The 18,234-nt window shown below is 70.8% G+C and carries 15 protein-coding genes and 1 tRNA gene; 15 read left to right on the top strand and 1 reads right to left on the bottom strand.

Annotation, left to right across the window (positions count from 1 at the left end):
- Positions 1–99 precede the first annotated feature (99 nt).
- From ACFXMF_RS07765 to ACFXMF_RS07745, 5 genes are all read left to right on the top strand, one after another.
- Complete coding sequence (locus ACFXMF_RS07765) at positions 100–441, top strand: hypothetical protein (protein ID WP_380020569.1); 342 nt, start codon at positions 100–102, stop codon at positions 439–441.
- 313 nt (positions 442–754) lie between these two features.
- The gene (locus tag ACFXMF_RS07760; RefSeq protein WP_379988070.1) at positions 755–1,342 is read left to right on the top strand and encodes an HNH endonuclease; all 588 of its coding nucleotides are present in this window, start codon (positions 755–757) and stop codon (positions 1,340–1,342) included.
- Complete coding sequence (locus ACFXMF_RS07755; RefSeq protein ID WP_379988071.1) at positions 1,339–3,078, top strand: ATP-binding protein; 1,740 nt, start codon at positions 1,339–1,341, stop codon at positions 3,076–3,078. Before ACFXMF_RS07760 ends, ACFXMF_RS07755 begins: the two co-directional genes overlap by 4 nt.
- A 28-nt stretch (positions 3,079–3,106) precedes the next feature.
- Positions 3,107–3,277, top strand: coding sequence for a helix-turn-helix transcriptional regulator (locus ACFXMF_RS07750; RefSeq protein WP_379988079.1), 171 nt, complete (start codon positions 3,107–3,109; stop codon positions 3,275–3,277).
- Positions 3,274–4,779, top strand: coding sequence for a tyrosine-type recombinase/integrase (locus ACFXMF_RS07745; protein WP_379988072.1), 1,506 nt, complete (start codon positions 3,274–3,276; stop codon positions 4,777–4,779). Before ACFXMF_RS07750 ends, ACFXMF_RS07745 begins: the two co-directional genes overlap by 4 nt.
- Before the next feature lie 137 nt (positions 4,780–4,916).
- Here ACFXMF_RS07745 and ACFXMF_RS07740 read toward each other — a convergent pair.
- Positions 4,917–4,988 (bottom strand) — tRNA-Arg (locus ACFXMF_RS07740).
- 128 nt (positions 4,989–5,116) lie between these two features.
- Here ACFXMF_RS07740 and ACFXMF_RS07735 point away from each other — a divergent pair.
- The 10 genes from ACFXMF_RS07735 to prmC all read left to right on the top strand — a co-directional run bounded on the left by ACFXMF_RS07735 (position 5,117) and on the right by prmC (position 18,226).
- Positions 5,117–5,602 (top strand): response regulator transcription factor, encoded by a 486-nt coding sequence (locus tag ACFXMF_RS07735; protein ID WP_379988080.1) that lies wholly within the window; start codon positions 5,117–5,119, stop codon positions 5,600–5,602.
- 52 nt (positions 5,603–5,654) lie between these two features.
- A complete protein-coding gene (gene argS / locus ACFXMF_RS07730; protein ID WP_379988073.1) occupies positions 5,655–7,307 on the top strand; it encodes an arginine--tRNA ligase in 1,653 nt (550 codons plus the stop codon).
- A gap of 214 nt (positions 7,308–7,521) precedes the next feature.
- Complete coding sequence (gene lysA, locus ACFXMF_RS07725; protein ID WP_379988074.1) at positions 7,522–8,910, top strand: diaminopimelate decarboxylase; 1,389 nt, start codon at positions 7,522–7,524, stop codon at positions 8,908–8,910.
- Between the two features lie 320 nt (positions 8,911–9,230).
- Entirely contained in the window at positions 9,231–10,523 is a 1,293-nt protein-coding gene (locus ACFXMF_RS07720; RefSeq protein WP_360318928.1) for a homoserine dehydrogenase, read from the top strand.
- Between the two features lie 7 nt (positions 10,524–10,530).
- Entirely contained in the window at positions 10,531–11,613 is a 1,083-nt protein-coding gene (gene thrC / locus ACFXMF_RS07715) for a threonine synthase (RefSeq protein WP_360318926.1), read from the top strand.
- A gap of 495 nt (positions 11,614–12,108) precedes the next feature.
- Positions 12,109–13,023, top strand: a complete 915-nt coding sequence (thrB, locus tag ACFXMF_RS07710) for a homoserine kinase (RefSeq protein WP_360318923.1) — start codon at positions 12,109–12,111, stop codon at positions 13,021–13,023.
- Between the two features lie 574 nt (positions 13,024–13,597).
- Positions 13,598–15,712 carry a transcription termination factor Rho gene (rho, locus tag ACFXMF_RS07705; protein ID WP_360318921.1) on the top strand — a complete coding sequence of 705 codons (2,115 nt, stop codon included), beginning with the start codon at positions 13,598–13,600 and terminating at the stop codon, positions 15,710–15,712.
- Between the two features lie 210 nt (positions 15,713–15,922).
- On the top strand, positions 15,923–16,147 hold the full coding sequence (rpmE, locus tag ACFXMF_RS07700; protein WP_355543038.1) for a 50S ribosomal protein L31: 225 nt from the start codon (positions 15,923–15,925) through the stop codon (positions 16,145–16,147).
- Between the two features lie 155 nt (positions 16,148–16,302).
- A complete protein-coding gene (gene prfA / locus ACFXMF_RS07695) occupies positions 16,303–17,370 on the top strand; it encodes a peptide chain release factor 1 (protein ID WP_020549125.1) in 1,068 nt (355 codons plus the stop codon).
- Positions 17,371–17,380: 10 nt separating this feature from the next.
- Entirely contained in the window at positions 17,381–18,226 is an 846-nt protein-coding gene (gene prmC / locus ACFXMF_RS07690; RefSeq protein WP_360318917.1) for a peptide chain release factor N(5)-glutamine methyltransferase, read from the top strand.
- Positions 18,227–18,234: the final 8 nt, after the last annotated feature.

The following is an 18,234-nucleotide window of genomic DNA, read 5'->3' as shown; positions in this document are numbered from 1 at the left end:
CACGCCGACGCGATCACCGCGCCGAGGGCCCGCAAGCGGGCCGCCGTGGCGCACACGCCGACCGCCCGGCCATTCACCACGCCGATGCCGACTCGCCCGATGCCCGAACCGCCAGCCTCGACGTTCACGCCGAGCGTGTTCGTCGGTGGCCCGGTGACCGTCGCGGTGGCGGTGGCGCCGGTGGTCGCGGTGGCCGAACTCGCCGCGTTCATGGCCCTTCACGGCGTTCACGACGACCCGGCCACGCTGTCCGCCGACAAGGTGCGTGAGCTGGTGGCGACGTACGTCGGGATGCACGGTGCGTCCGCGACCTTTCGCGCCCCGGAAGCGCTGTGGCGCAGGCAGAACGGGCCTGTCGAGGAGCGTTTCCCGGTGACCGACAACCGCGCTGCCTGGGTTACCGCGATCGGCGCTGCGTACGCCGACGCGCCCCGTTCCTGAACACGCCTGAACGCGGGCACCGGGAACGCTTCCGCGCCTGTTCCCGAGTGTTCCGCGCCGCGCGCCGAGTGCTTCCCGGCGGGCGGTCCGTGAACACCGTGAACGCGGCCCTGAACAGCCCGAACGCACCCGTGAACACGGTCCTCGGGCGTTCCCCGGATCGCGCCCGTAGCGCTTCACCACCGCGTCCGACACGGATCGCCGACCACGCCCGGCGGGCGGGTCGTGAACGCCGTGAACCCCCCCGTGAACGCGTTCCGGACGCGCTTCCCGACCGCTTCCGCGCACTGCTCCCTCAACAGGAGACATCCACGTGAACGTCACTCCTTCCATCCGCCAGTGCGGCCTGTCGGCCGCACTGCTTCCGACGCCGAGAACGCGTCCCGGAAACACGTGGCGCACCTCGAAGCCGTACCTGCGTGCCCGCGTTGTCGAACGCGACGGCCGCGCCTGCTTCTACTGCGCGACCGAACTCGGCGGCGACCGCCCGGCCACGCTGGACCACCTGTGGCCCCGCGCGATCCGCCCGACCGACTCGCCGAACGCGCTCGTCTTGGCCTGCCTGCCCTGCAACCGCGCCAAGGGCCGCAGGGTGCCGTCCAAGCTCGTCCGGGCTCTCGGTCACTCGTGCCCGCCGCCGGTCCGTACGTGGCTCTTCCAGGCCCCGGCGGTCGAAGTCCTGGCGTACCTGCGCCCGTTGTTGCAGGGCCGGTTCCGGCCCGGCCTCGAACCGGGTTCCGTTACGCCTTTCGTTACGTCGGAACCGGTTCCCGCCCGCCGTGAAGTCCCCTGCGGTCCGGGGCGGTTGACGGCAAGAGTCCACCCGGCGTCGGGGCGGGGTGGACTCTTCCTCTCCGATGCGACGCCCGTGCACACCGACATCCGCGAGGAGTCCGCGTGAGCGAGTCGAAGAAGCCGACGCAGGCGAGTGTGTTGCTCGCCATGATCCGGGACCGCTACCGGCCCCTGACGGGCGACGACGGCAACCCGTACGCCGTCAAGCTGGAGGGGCCCAGCATCGCCCTGCCGCTCAGCGGCGGTGGCGGTCTGCGTCAGGTGCTGGCCCGCGCGTTCGCGGAGGAGCACGACGGCAGTGTTCCCGGCGGGGCGGCCCTGACGGACGCGCTCAACGCGTTCGCTGGGCACGCCCTGACCTGCGACCCCGAACCCATCCACCTGCGCGTCGCCGGACACGGGTCGGCCGTGGTGCTCGACCTGGGCACGGCAGACGGCCGGTGCGTGGTGCTGGACGGCGGGGCGTGGTCGATCCAGGCCACCTCGCCCGTGCTGTTCCGCCGGACCAAGCTCATCGGGCCGCTCCCGGATCCGATCCCCGGGGGAGACCTGTCCGGGCTGCGCGCCCTGGTGAACGTCTCCGACGTCGACTGGCCGCTGATCGTGGGCTGGATGGTCGGCGCGCTGCTGCCGGATCTGCCCTACCCGATCCTGGGGTTGCGCGGTCTGCGGGGAACGGCGAAGTCGAACACCACGCGCATGGTCACCCGGATGGTCAGCCCGTCCCCGGTCCCGACCCGATCCACCCCGCGCGACGTCAAGTCCTGGATCATCGGCGCCTACGCCGGATGGATCTCCGGGATCGACAACGTCTCGTTCGTCTCGGACGAGTTCTCGGACTGGTTGTGCCGGGCCTCGACCGGTGAGGGCATGGTCGACCGGGCCCTGTACACCGACTCCGACGTGTCGATCATCAGCTTCCGGCGCCCGATCATCCTCAACGGGATCGAGTTCGCGGGCGGACAGGGCGACCTGGCCAACCGCATGCTCCCGCTCGAACTGCTGCCCATCACCCACCACCGCAGCGAACACGACCTGTGGGCCGACTACCGCCGCGCCCACCCGACCGCACTCGGCGCGCTTCTGGACCTGACGGCCCGTGTCCAGGCAGTTCGTCACACCCTGCCGGAGCCGGGCAACGCCCGCATGGCCGACTTCGCCCGGGTGCTGGTGGCCCTCGACCACATCACGGGCTGGAAGAGCCTCGACCGCTACCTTCACCTGTCCTCCCAGACCGAGGCCGAGTCGCTGTCGGCGTTCGGGGAAGCACTGCGGGACTTCGCCCAACGGGCCTACTGCGGGCGGTGGCAGGGCACTCCGGCCGACCTGTGGGGCGCGCTGACCCCGAAGGACGCCAACGGCGACCCGCGTCCGCCCAAGGGATGGCCCGTGCTGCGGCGCATGCGCGAACAGGTCAAACGCGACCTGCCCGCCCTGCGCTCGTACGGGATCGAGGTGGACCTCGACCAACGGGCGACCGACCGCAACCGGACCCGCCTGGTCATCCTCACGGACAGCGAATTCGTCCATGGGCGGATTTCGTCGTCCGCATCGTCCGCGCCGTCCGGAATGCCCTCTGACCTGCGGAAACGTGTGGACGACGCGGATGAGTCCTCGGTCCGCGCGTTGTCCGCATCGTCCGCAGGGGCCGGCCGTGCGGACGACGCGGACGAAGGCGTGGACGGTGCCGCACCATCCGTTGTCCGCAGCCAATCGCCCTCTGACCAGCATGGATACCCCCGCGCGGACGGCGCGGACGATGCGGACGGCGAAATTCGGGGTCTGACAGAAAACAAGGCCCTCGCCGCCTACAACTCCACGGGAGACCGCAGCCATGGCTGACCCGGCGGCCTTGAAGGGCCGTGACGAGATGCTGACCATCCCTCAGATCATTCGGATCCTGGACGTGCCGCGCGCGACGTTCTACCGGTGGCGTCAGCTCGGGAAGGGACCGAAGGCCATCAAGCTGCCGAACGGGGCCGTGCGCGTGCGCCGGTCCGAGTTCGACCGGTGGTTGTCGGCACACGAGGAGGCCGCGTGACCGCCGGAGCGGCCGAGGGAAGGGGCGCCCGTCCTGGGCGCCCTGCCCCCGCCTCTGACGAGTTCTCGTTCAACGTCCGCCTGTGGCGGGTCGCGAAGTCTGCCAGCAAGTCCGCGCCGTGGCGCCTGCGTTGGCGGGTCGCGGGGTGGCCGGCCAACGAGCAGTTCGCCACGCTGCCTCTCGCGGAGAGCCGCCGGTCGGAGCTGTCGCAGGCGATGCGCCGCGGTGAGGCGTTCCACGTCCTCACGGGCCTGCCCGAGTCCGAGTACCGGGCCGCGCAGGCTGCCCAGGTCGCCCGGGATGCCGAAGAGGAGGAGGTGGCGCCGCCAACTCCGGTGGTCCTGCCAGGGGATGCCCTGTGGCCCGCGTTCAGCCGCGCCTATCTGGGGGTACGGTGGCGGACCCTCGCGGGCAAGAGCCGCGAGGGGATCGCGGACGGGTTGGCCGCCGTTGCCATCGCGATGGTCTCGCCCGACGCGCCGGGGCAACCGGCGCCCCTGGACATCCGGGCGGTCATGCGGTGGATCGCGGTCCCGGACCACACGCCGGACGACCTGTCCGCCGAACTCCTGCCGGTGTGGGAGTGGTTGGAGAAGAACGCCCGGCCGGTATCGGCTCTGGAGGATCCCGCCGTCGTCCGGGAGGTCCGCTACCGGGTGACGTACAAGCTGGACGGCGGCCCGGCCGGGGCCGAGACGGTCAAGCGGAGACGGCGGGCCCTGCAAGGCGCTGTGGCGTACGCCCGGGAGATCGGGGCGCTGACCGGTGATCCCTTCGCCGGTGGGTGGTCCAAGCTGGGGACGACGATGCGCCCGATCGACCGCCGGTCGCTGCCGAATCCCACGCAGGCTCAGCAGCTGCTGACGGCCGTCTCGTACGTCGGTTCGTGGGACCGGATGCGGGGGCGCCGCCTGGTGGCGTTCTTCGCCGTCATGTACTTCGCCGCCCTGCGCCCGGCCGAGGTGGTGGGGCTGAGGGTGGGCGACTGTGAGCTTCCCGAGTTGGGGTGGGGCGTCCTGACGCTCTGGGAGACGCGCCCGGTCTCGGGCAAGCGGTGGACCGACAGCGGGACGCGGCACGACAAGCGCGGCTTGAAGGGTCGGGAGCCGGGGACGGATCGTCCGGTGCCCATTCCGCCGGTCCTGGTGGCCATCCTCCGAGCGCACCTTGAGGAGTTCGGTACCGCGAAGGATGGGCGCGTGTTCGGGAACGAGCGGGGCGAACTGGTCGGGACTTCCACGTACTGGCGGGTCTGGCAGGAAGCGCGGGAGTTTGCCCTGCCTCCTGCTCGGGTGCGCTCGATCCTCGCCGAGAAGCCCTACGCCCTCCGGGCCGCAGCCATCACCCGATGGCTGAACGCCGGGGTGCCCGTCGCCGAGGTGGCACGCAGGGCGGGCAACTCGGTGGAGGTTATCCACAAGCGGTACCAGGGGTGCCTGGACGGCGGGGAGGAGGCCGCGAACCGGGCGATCGAGCGGGCCCTGGAGGAGCCGACCACCTAGCCCGGGAAGCTGGGCGCAGGATGGGCGCGGACAGCGCAGCACAACGAGAAGCGCCCGGACTCAGTGGGACTGGGTCCGGGCGCTTCGTCTTGGCGTTTCTGCTGGTCAAGTCCAACTAGCACACTCTGACCTGCTTGTGCCCCTGGCAGGATTCGAACCTGCGCACACGGCTCCGGAGGCCGTTGCTCTATCCCCTGAGCTACAGGGGCTCGGGTGACGTGAACATTACCAGCTCCGGGGAGTGGGTTGCGAAGGGGTTGGGGGGAGGCGGGGGTGAGATGTGCGGATCGGGCCCGCGGGTGGGGGTGGGGGGCCTAATCTCACTGGCGTGGGCGGGATTGGTGGTGAGGCGGCGCGGGTGCTTGTCGTGGATGACGACGAGGTGATTCGGCGGCTGATCGCGGTCAATCTGCGGCTGGAGGGGTTCGTGGTGAGTACCGCGTGTGATGGTGAGGAGTGTTTGCGGCTCGTGCACGAGGTGCGGCCGGATCTGGTCACGCTCGATGTGGTGATGCCGCATTTGGATGGGATCGGGACTGCCGCTCGGTTGCGGGCGGATCCGCGGACCAGTGGGTTGAAGATATTGATGATCAGTGCCTGTGCGCAGGACGAGGATTTTTCGCGGGCTCGGGCGGTGGGGGTCGACGGGTATCTGACCAAGCCGTTTCATCCCGAGCAGTTGATTCGGCTCGTGCGCGCGTTGTCGCCGGAGCCGGAGCCGGAGCCGGAGCCGAGGCCCGAGCCCGAGCCCGGGCCGGATTCCGTCGCCGACGGCCCGCTCGATCCCCCGCCCGGTTCCCCGGCGGAAGTCTCACCCGAATGACCGACCCCGCCCGCCGGGTGGGTTGGTCCGCGGGTCGCCTACGCTTGTGCCCGTGACCCCCGCAGAGCTTTCGCAGTCAGTGTTGTCCGCGGTTCGTGCCGCCGTCGAGGCGGGCGAGCTCGCCGTTGCCGTGCCCGAGAGCACGACGGTCGAGCGACCCAAGAACCGTGAGCACGGGGACTACGCGACGAACATCGCGTTGCAGCTCGCGAAGCCGGCCAAGCGACCGCCGCGCGAGATCGCCGAGTTGCTGGCCGTGCGGATCGCGCAGGCGCCCGGTGTGGCCAAGGTCGACGTCGCCGGCCCCGGGTTCCTGAACATCACGTTCGACACCGCCACCCAGGGCGAGCTGGCCCGCTCCATCGTCGAGGCCGGCGCCGAGTACGGCAGCAACAACGCGTTCGACGGACTCAAGATCAACCTGGAGTTCGTGTCGGCGAACCCGACCGGGCCGATCCACATCGGTGGCGTGCGCTGGGCCGCCGTCGGCGACTCGCTCGGGCGGATCCTGCGCGCGTCCGGCGCGGACGTGACCACCGAGTACTACATCAACGACGCCGGCGTGCAGATCGACAAGTTCGGCAAGTCGCTGATGGCGGCGGCGAACGGTCGCCCCGTCCCCGAGGACGGCTACGTCGGTGCGTACATCAACGACATCGCCGCCGACATCCTCGCCGAGCAGCCCGATGTGCTGAGCCTGGCCGAGGCCGAGCAGGAGAAGGTCTTCCGGGCCACCGGGCTCAAGCTGATGGTCGCCGAGATCCAGCGCTCGATGGAGAACTTCGGCGCGCACTTCGACGTGTGGTTCTCCGAGACCACGCTGCACGAGTCCGGCGCGGTGGAGAAGGCGATCGAGCGGCTGCGCGAGCAGGGCCACGTCTACGACGACAACGGCGCGATCTGGCTGCGCACCACGGACTACGGGGACGACAAGGACCGGGTCCTGATCAAGTCCGACGGCGAGAAGACCTACTTCGCCTCCGACGCCGCGTACTACCTGAACAAGCGCGACCGCGGCAACGAGGTCGCCGTCTACATGCTCGGCGCCGACCACCACGGCTACGTCGGGCGGCTCAAGGCGATCGCGGCCTGCGCGGGCGACGACCCCGAGCGCAACATCGAGATCATCGTCGGCCAGTTCGTGAAGATGATGCGCGCCGGCGAAGAGGTCCGGATGTCCAAGCGCGCGGGCAACATCATCACCATCGACGACGTCGTCGAGTGGATCGGCGTCGACGCCGCGCGGTACTCGCTGGCGCGCTCGTCCACCGACTCCACCATCACGCTGGACATCGACATCCTCACGTCGCACAAGAACGAGAACCCCGTGTTCTACGTTCAGTACGCGCACGCCCGGATGTCCGCCGTCGAGCGCAAGGCGGCCGAACGCGGCATCGTCAAGGGCGAGTTCAAGCCCGAGCTGCTGTCCACCGAGTGGGAGTCCGACCTGCTCGGCATGCTCGGCGAGTTCCCGCGGGTGGTCGCCAAGGCCGCCGAGATGCGCGAGCCGCACCACGTCGCGCGTTACCTGGAGCAGTTGGCCGGCACGTATCACCGCTTCTACGACCACTGTCAGATCCTGCCCAAGGGCGAGGAAGAGGTCACCGACCTGACGCACGCCCGAATGTGGTTGGCCGAGGCCACGAAAACCGTGGTGGCCAACGGCCTCGCCCTGCTCGGGGTGTCCGCCCCCGAGCGCATGTGACGGATCGTCACAACGCAGGCGACGACAGGCCGAAGGCCGGGCACATGCCCGGCCTTCGGCCGTTCCCGACCACGGGCCGCCACCCACCGCACGCCACTCACCGCCCCACCGCAGGCACCCGCCGCGGCACCACACGCAAACCGCCGCACCCGCCACACCGCCGCACACCACCCACCCCACACCGACGCCCTCACCCCACGGGGAGCACCACGACATGAGCCGCTCCGCCCACCCCGCCGGTCCCCGCCACGCGGACGTCCTGCCCGACGGCGCGCCGCCGATCGCGCCCGAGGACCTGACCCTGCTCGACCCGAAGATCTGGCCCGCCGGCGCCGAGCGCGGCGCCGACGGCGTGGTCACCATCGCCGGCCTGGACGTGCGCGAACTCGCCCGGGAGTTCGGTACGCCCGCCTACATCCTCGACGAGGCCGACTTCCGGGCCCGCTGCCGCGCCTGGCGCGAGGCGTTCGAGGGCGCCGACGTGTTCTACGCGGGCAAGGCGTTCCTGTGCCGCGCGCTGGTGCGCTGGATCGCCGAGGAGGGCCTGAACCTGGACGTGTGTACCGCCGGCGAGCTGGCCGTCGCACTGTCCGCGGGCATGGACCCGGCCCGGATCGCCTTCCACGGCAACAACAAGTCCGGGGCCGAGCTGGACCGCGCGCTGGAGGTCGGCGTCGGCCGGATCGTGGTCGACTCGTTCGAGGAGATCAGCCGGCTGGCCTTCCTGGCCGACCGGCGCGGCGTCACGCAGAAGGTGCTGGTCCGGATCACCGTCGGGGTCGAGGCGCACACCCACGAGTTCATCGCCACCGCGCACGAGGACCAGAAGTTCGGCTTCTCGCTTGCCGACGGCCGAGCGGCCGAGGCGGTGCGCCGGATCCGCAAGCTCGAGTCGCTCGAACTGGTCGGCCTGCACTCGCACATCGGCTCGCAGATCTTCGACACGGCCGGCTTCGAGGTCGCCGCGCGCCGGGTGGTCGGCCTGCTGGTCGCGGTGCGCGACGAGCACGGCGTCGAACTGCCCGAGATCGACCTCGGCGGCGGCCTGGGCATCGCCTACACCTCCGCCGACGACCCGCAGTCGCCCGCGGTGATCGCCGCCTCGCTGCTGGACATCGTGCGCCGCGAGTGTGCCACCGCCGGCCTGGCGGTGCCGCGTCTGTCGGTCGAACCCGGCCGCGCGATCGCCGGGCCCGGCACCTTCACGCTGTACGAGGTGGGCACGATCAAGCCGCTGGAGGGCCTGCGCACCTACGTCAGCGTGGACGGCGGGATGTCGGACAACATCCGCACCTCGCTCTACGACGCCGAGTACAGCGTGACGCTCGTCTCACGCGCGAGCGACGCGGCGCCGATGCTCTCCCGCGTGGTGGGTCGGCACTGCGAGTCCGGCGACATCATCGTCAAGGACGCCTACCTGCCCGCCGACCTGGCCCCCGGCGATCTGCTCGCGGTGCCCGCCACCGGCGCCTACTGTCGCTCGATGGCGAGCAACTACAACCACGTGACCCGCCCGCCGGTGATCGCGGTGCACGACGGCAGCGCACGCGTGATCGTGCGGCGCGAGACCGAGGAGGACCTGCTCCGCCTCGACATCGGCTGAGCGGACTCCGGCAACCGAGCGCCGCCGCCGGCGGCAGGACGAGAACAACGAAACAACAGCAACGAAACAAGAGCGAAGAAACGCAACGCAGCACAACGAAACAAGAGCAACGCAATGATCGGGGGTCACCGCGCGGTGGCCCCCGGGCCCGGGAGAAAATCCCGCGGCCAGCCTGTGAGGCCGCAAGAATTGTCGTCTCGGATCCTGGACCGGCCCTGGTTCGGCCCATGATCCGAGCGACACTTGTCGGCACTGCCTGTCTCCGGAATTCCCCCGGACGGCAGACTCGGACAACCTTTGTCTTCGAGAAGTGAGGTCGGATGATGCGTACGCAGCCGCTGAAGGTGGCGCTGCTCGGTTGTGGTGTGGTCGGCTCCGAAGTGGCCCGCATCATGACGACGCACGCGACCGACCTCGCCGCCCGAATCGGGGCCCCGATCGAGCTCGCCGGCGTGGCCGTGCGCCGCGCCGGGCGCGAGCGCGCGGGCATCGACCCCGCGCTGATCACCACCGACGCGGTGGAACTGGTCAAACGCGACGACATCGACGTGGTGGTCGAGGTGATCGGCGGCATCGAGCCCGCCCGCGGCCTGATCCTGTCCGCGATGGAGCACGGCGCCTCGGTGGTCTCCGCCAACAAGGCGCTGCTGGCCGAGGACGGCTCCACGCTGCACGCCGCCGCCGCGAAACACGGCGTGGACCTCTACTACGAGGCCGCCGTCGCCGGCGCGATCCCGCTGCTGCGTCCGCTGCGCGAGTCGCTCGCCGGGGACAAGGTCGAACGGGTCCTGGGCATCGTCAACGGCACCACCAACTTCATCCTGGACCGGATGGACTCCACCGGTGCGGGCTTCGCCGAGGCGCTCGACGAGGCCACCGCGCTGGGCTATGCCGAGGCCGACCCCACCGCCGACATCGAGGGCTTCGACGCCGCAGCCAAGGCCGCGATCCTGGCCGGTCTGGCGTTCCACACCCGGGTGACCGCCGCCGACGTGTACCGCGAGGGCATCACCGAGGTCAGCGCCGCCGACGTGGCCAGTGCCAAGGCGATGGACTGCGTGGTCAAGCTGCTGGCGATCTGCGAGCGCGGCGCCGACGGGCAGAGCGTGAGTGCCCGCGTGCACCCGGCGATGATCCCGCGTACGCACCCGCTCGCGTCCGTGCGCGAGGCGTACAACGCGGTCTTCGTCGAGTCCGAGGCGGCCGGCCAGTTGATGTTCTACGGCCCCGGCGCGGGCGGCGCGCCGACCGCGAGCGCGGTGCTCGGCGACCTGGTCGCGGTCTGCCGGAACAAGCTTTCCGGCGCGACCGGGCCCGGCGAGTCGGCCTACGCACAGCTGACCCCGCAGCCGGTGGGCATCGTCCGCACCCGCTACCACCTCAGCCTGGACGTGGCCGACCGGGCCGGCGTGCTGTCCCAGGTGGCCGCGGTATTCGCCCAGCACGACGTGTCCATCGACACGGTCCGTCAACAGGGCCGGGACGGGGATGCCACACTCGTGATCGTCACCCATACCGCGACCGACGCCGCGCTCGCGGCGACCGTCGCCGATCTGCGCGGTATGGACATCGTCCGTGACATCGCCGGCATCATGCGGGTCGAAGGGGAGTAGAGGGACCGTGAGCGCGCTCAAGGAAGGCGTCCGCACCACTCAGTGGCGCGGGGTCATCGAGGAATACCGCGACCGCCTGCCGGTCTCGGTGAACACACCCGTGGTCACCCTGCGTGAGGGTGGTACGCCGCTGGTCCCGGCCCAGGTGCTCTCCGAGCGCACGGGATGTGAGGTTCACCTCAAGGTCGAGGGCGCCAACCCGACCGGGTCCTTCAAGGACCGCGGCATGACGATGGCGATCTCCAAGGCCAAGGAGGAGGGCGCCCGGGCGGTCATCTGCGCGTCCACCGGCAACACCTCGGCCTCCGCCGCCGCCTACGCGGTGCGCGCCGGGATGGTCTGCGCCGTGCTGGTGCCGCAGGGCAAGATCGCGCTGGGCAAGATGGGCCAGGCCCTGGTGCACGGCGCGCGCATCCTCCAGGTCGACGGCAACTTCGACGACTGCCTCACGCTCGCCCGCGATCTGGCCGAAAAGTATCCGGTCGCGCTGGTGAACTCGGTCAACCCGGTCCGCATCGAGGGCCAGAAGACCGCCGCCTTCGAGATCGTCGACATGCTCGGCGACGCGCCCGACATCCACGTGCTTCCGGTGGGCAACGCGGGCAACATCACCGCGTACTGGAAGGGCTACAACGAATACGCGGCCGACGGCCTGTCCGCCCGCCGCCCCCGCATGTGGGGCTACCAGGCGGCCGGTTCGGCACCGCTGGTCAACGGCGCGCCGGTGCTCTCGCCGCAGACGATTGCCACCGCGATCCGGATCGGCAACCCTGCCTCGTGGGACTTCGCGATCGCCGCGCGGGACGAATCGGGGGGCCACATCGAGTCGGTGACCGACCGTCAGATCCTTTCGGCGTATCGCCTCCTGGCCGCGCAGGAGGGCGTCTTCGTCGAGCCGGCGTCCGCCGCGAGTGTGGCCGGATTGCTCCAGGCGGCCGAACAGGGTCGCGTCGACCCGGGCCAGCGGATCGTCTGCACGGTCACCGGCAACGGCCTCAAGGACCCGGACTGGGCGGTGGCCGGCGCGCCCAAGCCCGTCGTGGTCCCGATCGACGCCTCTGCCGCAGCCGCACAACTCGGCCTCGGCTGACCCGCGACACCCATCGGCGGCGCGGACGCCCGCTCCCGGCACCCGGCCGGAAAGCGACCCGCGCCGCCGCACCCCGGCACCGGTAGAAAAATTCGGCCCCGGTCCGGGAAGCCGATCCCGGGAAGCCGACCCAGGGAAGCCGACTCCGGGAAAGCCGACCCGGCACCCGCCGCCGAAAGCGGTCGCGCCCCACCTTTGCCGTACACGGGAACACACCGGGACGGTCGATGATCATCCGTCGACCGCTCCCGGACCCTTTGGATCCCGATTCCGGTACCAATCCCACGACGCGGTGGTTACGGTGTCCCGCGAGGGAACGCACCTTCGGTAGGCTGATCACCGGACGCGACTTTGCACTCGTTCCGCGGCGCATGTCGCCCGAGTCTCGCGTCTGTTCCTGCCGTTCCGCAGCACCCGCGATTTCCCGAATGCGCCACCGGTTCGGACCGTCCCGTGAAGGTGCCCGGAACTCCACGAGGAGGAGTGTCCACGCGTATGGCCGGCCCCGCATTCCGTGCCGCCCCCGTCCGGGTTCGCATCCCGGCCACGAGCGCCAACCTGGGCCCCGGGTTCGACGCGTTCGGACTCGCGCTCGGACTGTACGACGACGTCGCCGTCCGGGTCGCGGACGAGGGTTTGTCGATCGACATCGCAGGCGAGGGCGCCGACGACCTGTCCCGGGACGAGAACCACCTGGTCGTGCGCGCGGCCTACGCCGCGTTCGAGGCGATGGGCGGCCGACCGCCCGGCCTGGACGTCGTGTGTGCCAACCGCATCCCGCACGGGCGCGGACTGGGCTCGTCCGCCGCGGCCATCTGCGCGGGCGTGATCGCGGCCCGGGCGCTGACGATAGGCGGCGCCGAGCGGCTCGACGACGAGGCCACCCTGGCCCTGGCGACCGAGCTCGAAGGCCACCCGGACAACGTCGCGGCGTGCCTGCTCGGCGGCTTCACCATCGCCTGGACCGACGAGGACGGCCCCAAGGCGGTGCGATCGACCCCCGACCGGGGTATATCTCCCGTCGTGTTCGTACCCGCGGTTCCACTGTCCACCGAGGTCGCGCGCGGTCTGCTGCCGGCCAAGGTGACGCATCGCGACGCCTCGGCGAACGCGGGGCGCGCCGGCCTGCTGGTCACCGCGCTGACCTCGCGTCCGGACCTGCTGTTCGCCGCGACCGAGGACCGGCTGCACCAGACCTACCGTGCGCCCGCGATGCCCGCGAGCGCCGAATTGATCGACAAGCTGCGCGCACAGGGGATGGCCGCGGTCGTCTCCGGCGCGGGGCCGACCGTGCTCGCCCTGGTCACGCACGACCGCGTGGACGAGGCGATCGGCAGCGCCGGGCCCGATTGGGTGGTTCGGCAACTGGATGTGGACGGGGCCGGAGCAAGCGTCATGCCACTGGCGTGACCTGCGTACTCGCTGTTCGTTGGCAGTACGCCCGGTAGGCGGGAGCCGGCCCGACGGCGGACCCGGCGTGGCCGGGCGAGCGGTCGGCGACGGTGGTGGGTCCGTTCACTCCACTGCACTACCGCTGGAAAAAAGGGCTGCGCCGGGGGAGCGATGGGGTGGGGGAATGTCTCTTGGGTCCGGTAGTGTTAGCGTCATCACCGCACCAGATCCCCCACCCGCATAGGGTTGGGCGCGTTCGGTGCTCTGTGGCCACGATCCTTTGGGAGTCTCCCCTCCTGCCTGTCCTTCGTGACGAACGTGGCTCCCCGAAACAGACCGGCGGAACCACCGCGCCGCGTCGAGCTCATCCCGGGGACCCGAGGGCTTTTCCTCTCCAGGAAATCGAGCCCCTACAGGAATACGAGCCCCCACAGGCACACATGAGCCCGATCCTCGCAGTACTGGGCACATTTTCGACGATTCCCGCCATCCGGCGGACCACCGCACCGGACCGCACTGGAAGCGGGACGGACAGCACAACCGGTCGCCGAGCCCCCTCAAGGCCGACGCCCGCTCCAGGGAAGGACCCTTCGTGAGCGACACCACCGAACTCATGGACGCAACGCCACAGGCCGCGTCCGCCTCGGGTGACGCGGCTGCCACCGCGGACGCCCCCGCTCCCGCCACGCGGCGCCGCCGCTCGACGGGCACCGGCCTCAACGGCATGGTGCTGGCGGAGCTGCAGCAGGTCGCCACCGGTCTGGGCATCAGCGGCACCGGTCGCATGCGCAAGAGCCAGCTGATCGAGGCCATCCAGGCGAAGCAGGGTGGTTCGGACGCCGCTCCCGCTGCCGCCACGAAGCCCGCCCGGGCCACCCGGGCCAAGGCCGCCGCCGTCGCCGCCGACAACGGCGCGGCGCCCGTCGAGGCCGCCCCGGCAGCAGCGGCGCCCGCCGAGGCACCGGTCGCGGAGGCGCCCACCCGGGCCCGTCGCGCCGCCCGCACGCGGGTCGCGGTCGAGGCACCGCAGATCGAGATTCCCGAGCAGGCCGCCGCCGAGGCGCCCACCAACGGCCGCACCCGGCGTGAGCAGGGCGAGGCGACGGCCGAGGCCACCGAGGCCCCGACCCGCCGCCGCGGCGAGCGCACCGAGCGTGCCGAGCGCCCCGGCGCCGGTGACGACCAGGGCGAGCAGCGCGAGGGCGGCGAGCGGGAAGGCCGCCGCGAGCGTCGCGAGCGCGGCCAGAACCGGCGCGACCGCGGCGAGCGCAACAACGAGCGCGGCGGCGAGCGCGCCGAGCGCCCGGAGCGTGGCGAGCGGGCCGAGCGCGGCGACCGCAACAACGAGCGCGGCGAGCGTGGCGAGCGCGGCAACGACCGCGCCGAGCGGGCCGATCGTGGCGGCGAGCGCGGCAAGCAGCAGCAACAGCAGCAGCAGGACAACGACCCGATGGGTCCGGACGACGACTTCGAGGGCGGCGGCCGTCGGCGTCGTGGCCGTTACCGCGACCGCAACCGTCGCCGCGGCGGCCGCGAGGGCTTCGAGACCAACGAGCCCGTGCTGGCCGACGACGACGTCCTGGTGCCCGTCGCGGGCATCCTGGACATCCTCGACAACTACGCCTTCGTGCGGACCTCGGGCTACCTGCCCGGCTCCAACGACGTGTACGTCTCGCTCGCCCAGGTCCGCAAGAACGGCCTGCGCAAGGGTGACGCGATCGTCGGCGCGGTGCGTCAGCCGCGCGACGGCGAGCGTCGGGAGAAGTTCAACGCGCTCGTGCGGCTGGACACGGTCAACGGCATGGAGCCGGAACAGGCGCGGCAGCGCTCCGACTTCAACAAGCTGACCCCGCTCTACCCGCAGGACCGGCTCCGCCTGGAGACCGACTCCAGTGCGCTGACCACGCGGATCATCGACCTCGTGTCGCCGATCGGCAAGGGCCAGCGCGGTCTGATCGTCGCGCCGCCCAAGGCGGGCAAGACGATGGTGCTCCAGGCGATCGCGAATGCGATCACCGTGAACAACCCCGAGTGCCACCTGATGGTCGTGCTCGTGGACGAGCGCCCCGAAGAGGTCACCGACATGCAGCGCTCGGTCAAGGGCGAGGTCATTTCCTCGACCTTCGACCGGCCCGCCGAGGACCACACGATCGTCGCCGAGCTGGCCATCGAGCGGGCCAAGCGTCTGGTCGAGCTGGGCCACGACGTGGTCGTGCTGCTCGACTCGATCACCCGCCTGGGCCGCGCGTACAACCTCGCGGCGCCCGCCTCCGGCCGCATCCTGTCCGGTGGTGTCGACTCGACCGCGCTCTACCCGCCGAAGAAGTTCTTCGGCGCGGCGCGCAACATCGAGAACGGCGGCTCGCTGACCATCCTGGCCACCGCGCTCGTCGAGACCGGCTCGCGGATGGACGAGGTGATCTTCGAGGAGTTCAAGGGCACCGGCAACATGGAGCTCAAGCTCGACCGCAAGCTCGCCGACAAGCGGATCTTCCCGGCGGTGGACGTGGACGCGTCCAGCACCCGCAAGGAAGAGATCCTGATGGCCTCGGACGAACTCGCGGTCGTCTGGAAGCTGCGTCGGGTGCTGCACGCCCTCGACCAGCAGCAGGCCATCGAGCTGCTCCTGGACAAGATGAAGAAGACCAAGAGCAACGGCGAGTTCCTCATGCAGATCCAGAAGACCACGCCGATGCCGAACGACTAGTTCGTTCGACTGCTCGTCTCGACGCACGACAAGACAAAGGCACGGCGTCGGCCGGGAGGGAATGCCACGACCTCGATCGTGGTTGGGCGGTACAGACCCTGATTTGGGTCCGGTCGCCCCCTCCTGGCAGACTGCTCTGTCGGCCCCGGTTCACGTGACGCCCGCTCGGGCGTACGACCCGGCGCCCTCCCGAACCTCAAGGAGACTCCTGTGAAGCCCGACATCCACCCCGAGTACGTGGAGACCACCGTCACCTGTGGCTGTGGCTCGACGTTCACCACGCACAGCACCGCGACCAGCGGCCAGATCCGCGTCGAGGTCTGTTCGCAGTGTCACCCGTTCTACACGGGCAAGCAGAAGATCCTCGACACGGGTGGCCGTGTGGCGCGCTTCGAGAAGCGCTTCGGCAAGCAGCCGGTGGCCGGCAACAAGTAGCGACCCTGCGGCGCCGGACGAGCGGTGGGCCTTGTCCAAGGCCCGCCCGCTCCTCCGGCGCCGTTCGTTTGTCCGCCCGTCCGGCGTCCCGCCGATCCCGCCACCGTGACACCGATCCCGCCGAGTTCGCGGCCATACCCCAGAGGAGCCCCCCAGTGTTCGAGGCGATGGACGACCTGCTCGCCGAGCACGCCGACCTGGAGCGACAGCTCGCCGATCCGGCCGTGCACACGGACCAGACGCGCGCCCGCAACCTCGGGCGGCGCTACGCCGAACTGGGGCCGATCGTGGACGCCTACCGGCAGTGGTCCAGTGCCGCCGACGACGTCGAGGCCGCCCGCGAACTGGTCGCCGAGGACCCGGACTTCGCCGCCGAGGCGGAGGAGGCCGAGCAGCGCCGCGAGGAGTGCGCGGAGAAGCTGCGCCGGCTGCTCGTGCCGCGCGACCCGGCCGACGACAAGGACGTGATCCTGGAGGTCAAGGCGGGCGAGGGCGGCGAGGAGTCGGCCCTGTTCGCCGGCGACCTGCTGCGGATGTACCTGCGCTACGCCGAGCGGGCCGGCTGGAAGACCGAGATCCTCGAATCCAACGAGTCCGATCTCGGCGGCTACAAGGACGTCCAGGTCGCGGTCAAGACCAAGGGCAACCCCGCACCCGGCGAGGGCGTCTACGCCCGGCTGAAGTTCGAGGGCGGCGTGCACCGCGTCCAGCGTGTGCCCGCCACCGAGTCGCAGGGCCGCATCCACACCTCCGCGGCCGGCGTCCTGGTGTTGCCCGAGGCCGAGGACGTCGAGGTCGAGATCAATGCCAACGACCTGCGCATCGACGTCTACCGCTCGTCCGGCCCCGGCGGCCAGTCGGTCAACACCACCGACTCCGCGGTGCGCATCACGCACCTGCCGACCGGCATCGTGGTCTCCTGCCAGAACGAGAAGAGCCAGCTCCAGAACAAGGAGTCGGCGATGCGCATCCTGCGCGCCAGAATGCTCGCCGCGGCCCAGGAGGAGGCCGACAAGGAAGCCTCCGACGTGCGTCGCAGCCAGGTCCGCACGGTGGACCGCTCCGAGCGCATCCGCACGTACAACTTCGCGGAAAACCGGATTTCCGACCACCGCGTGGGCTACAAGGCGTACAACCTGGACCAGGTGCTCGACGGCGATCTCGATCCGGTCATCCAGGCGTGTGTGGACGCCGACATGGCCGCTCGGCTCGCCCACCAATAACGGAGACGAGATGAATCTGCTGCTCGCCGAGGTGGCCCAGGCCACCCTGCGACTGGCCGACGCGGGCGTTCCCTCTCCGCGCTTCGATGCCGAGGAACTCGCGGCGTTCGTGCACGGCGTCAAGCGCGGCGCCCTGCACACCGTCGCCGACGGCGACTTCGACGCGCGGTTCTGGGAGGCCATCGCGCGCCGGGAGGCCCGTGAGCCGTTGCAGCACATCACCGGGCGCGCGTTCTTCCGCTACCTCGAACTCCAGGTGGGACCCGGCGTGTTCGTGCCCCGCCCGGAGACCGAGGTGGTGGTCGGCTGGGCGATAGACGCGCTGCGCGCGATGGACGTGGCCGAGCCGCTCGTGGTCGACCTGTGCACCGGCTCCGGCGCGATCGCGCTCGCCGTCGCCCAGGAGGTGCCGCGCTCGGTCGTGCACGCGGTCGAGCTGGACCCGGACGCCCACCGCTACGCCACGCGCAACGCGAGCGGCTCGCGGGTGATCCTGCATCGGGGCGACGCGCTCGCCGCGCTGCCGGCCCTGGACGGCACGGTCGACCTGGTGATCAGCAATCCGCCCTACGTGCCGCTGGACGAGCGGGACGAGATGGCGCCCGAGGCCCGCGACCACGATCCCGAACTGGCGTTGTTCTCCGGGCCGGACGGGCTGGACTTCATCCGGATCCTGTCCAAGACCGCCTACCGGCTGCTGCGCCCGGGGGGCCTGGTGGTGGTCGAGCACGCGGACACCCAGGGCGGCGCGGTGCCATGGATCTTCAACGAGGAAGCCGGTTGGGTGGACGCGGCCGACCACCGCGACCTGACCAATCGCCCACGCTTCACCACCGCCCGCAAGGAAGGCGCGTGAACCGCGCG

The sequence above is a fragment of the Embleya sp. NPDC059213 genome (assembly GCF_042754445.1).
Taxonomy (GTDB): Bacteria; Actinomycetota; Actinomycetes; order Streptomycetales; family Streptomycetaceae; genus Embleya.
Note: the sequence above shows the minus strand (reverse complement) of the source record. Positions and strands in the feature narration are given on the sequence as shown.

Coding starts and splice junctions, on each gene's coding strand:
- ACFXMF_RS07765 (WP_380020569.1), top strand. CDS start 100: ATGCCCGAACCGCCAGCCTCGACGTTCACGCCGAGCGTGTTCGTCGGT.
- ACFXMF_RS07750 (WP_379988079.1), top strand. CDS start 3,107: ATGCTGACCATCCCTCAGATCATTCGGATCCTGGACGTGCCGCGCGCG.
- lysA (WP_379988074.1), top strand. CDS start 7,522: ATGAGCCGCTCCGCCCACCCCGCCGGTCCCCGCCACGCGGACGTCCTG.
- ACFXMF_RS07720 (WP_360318928.1), top strand. CDS start 9,231: ATGATGCGTACGCAGCCGCTGAAGGTGGCGCTGCTCGGTTGTGGTGTG.
- thrB (WP_360318923.1), top strand. CDS start 12,109: ATGGCCGGCCCCGCATTCCGTGCCGCCCCCGTCCGGGTTCGCATCCCG.
- prmC (WP_360318917.1), top strand. CDS start 17,381: ATGAATCTGCTGCTCGCCGAGGTGGCCCAGGCCACCCTGCGACTGGCC.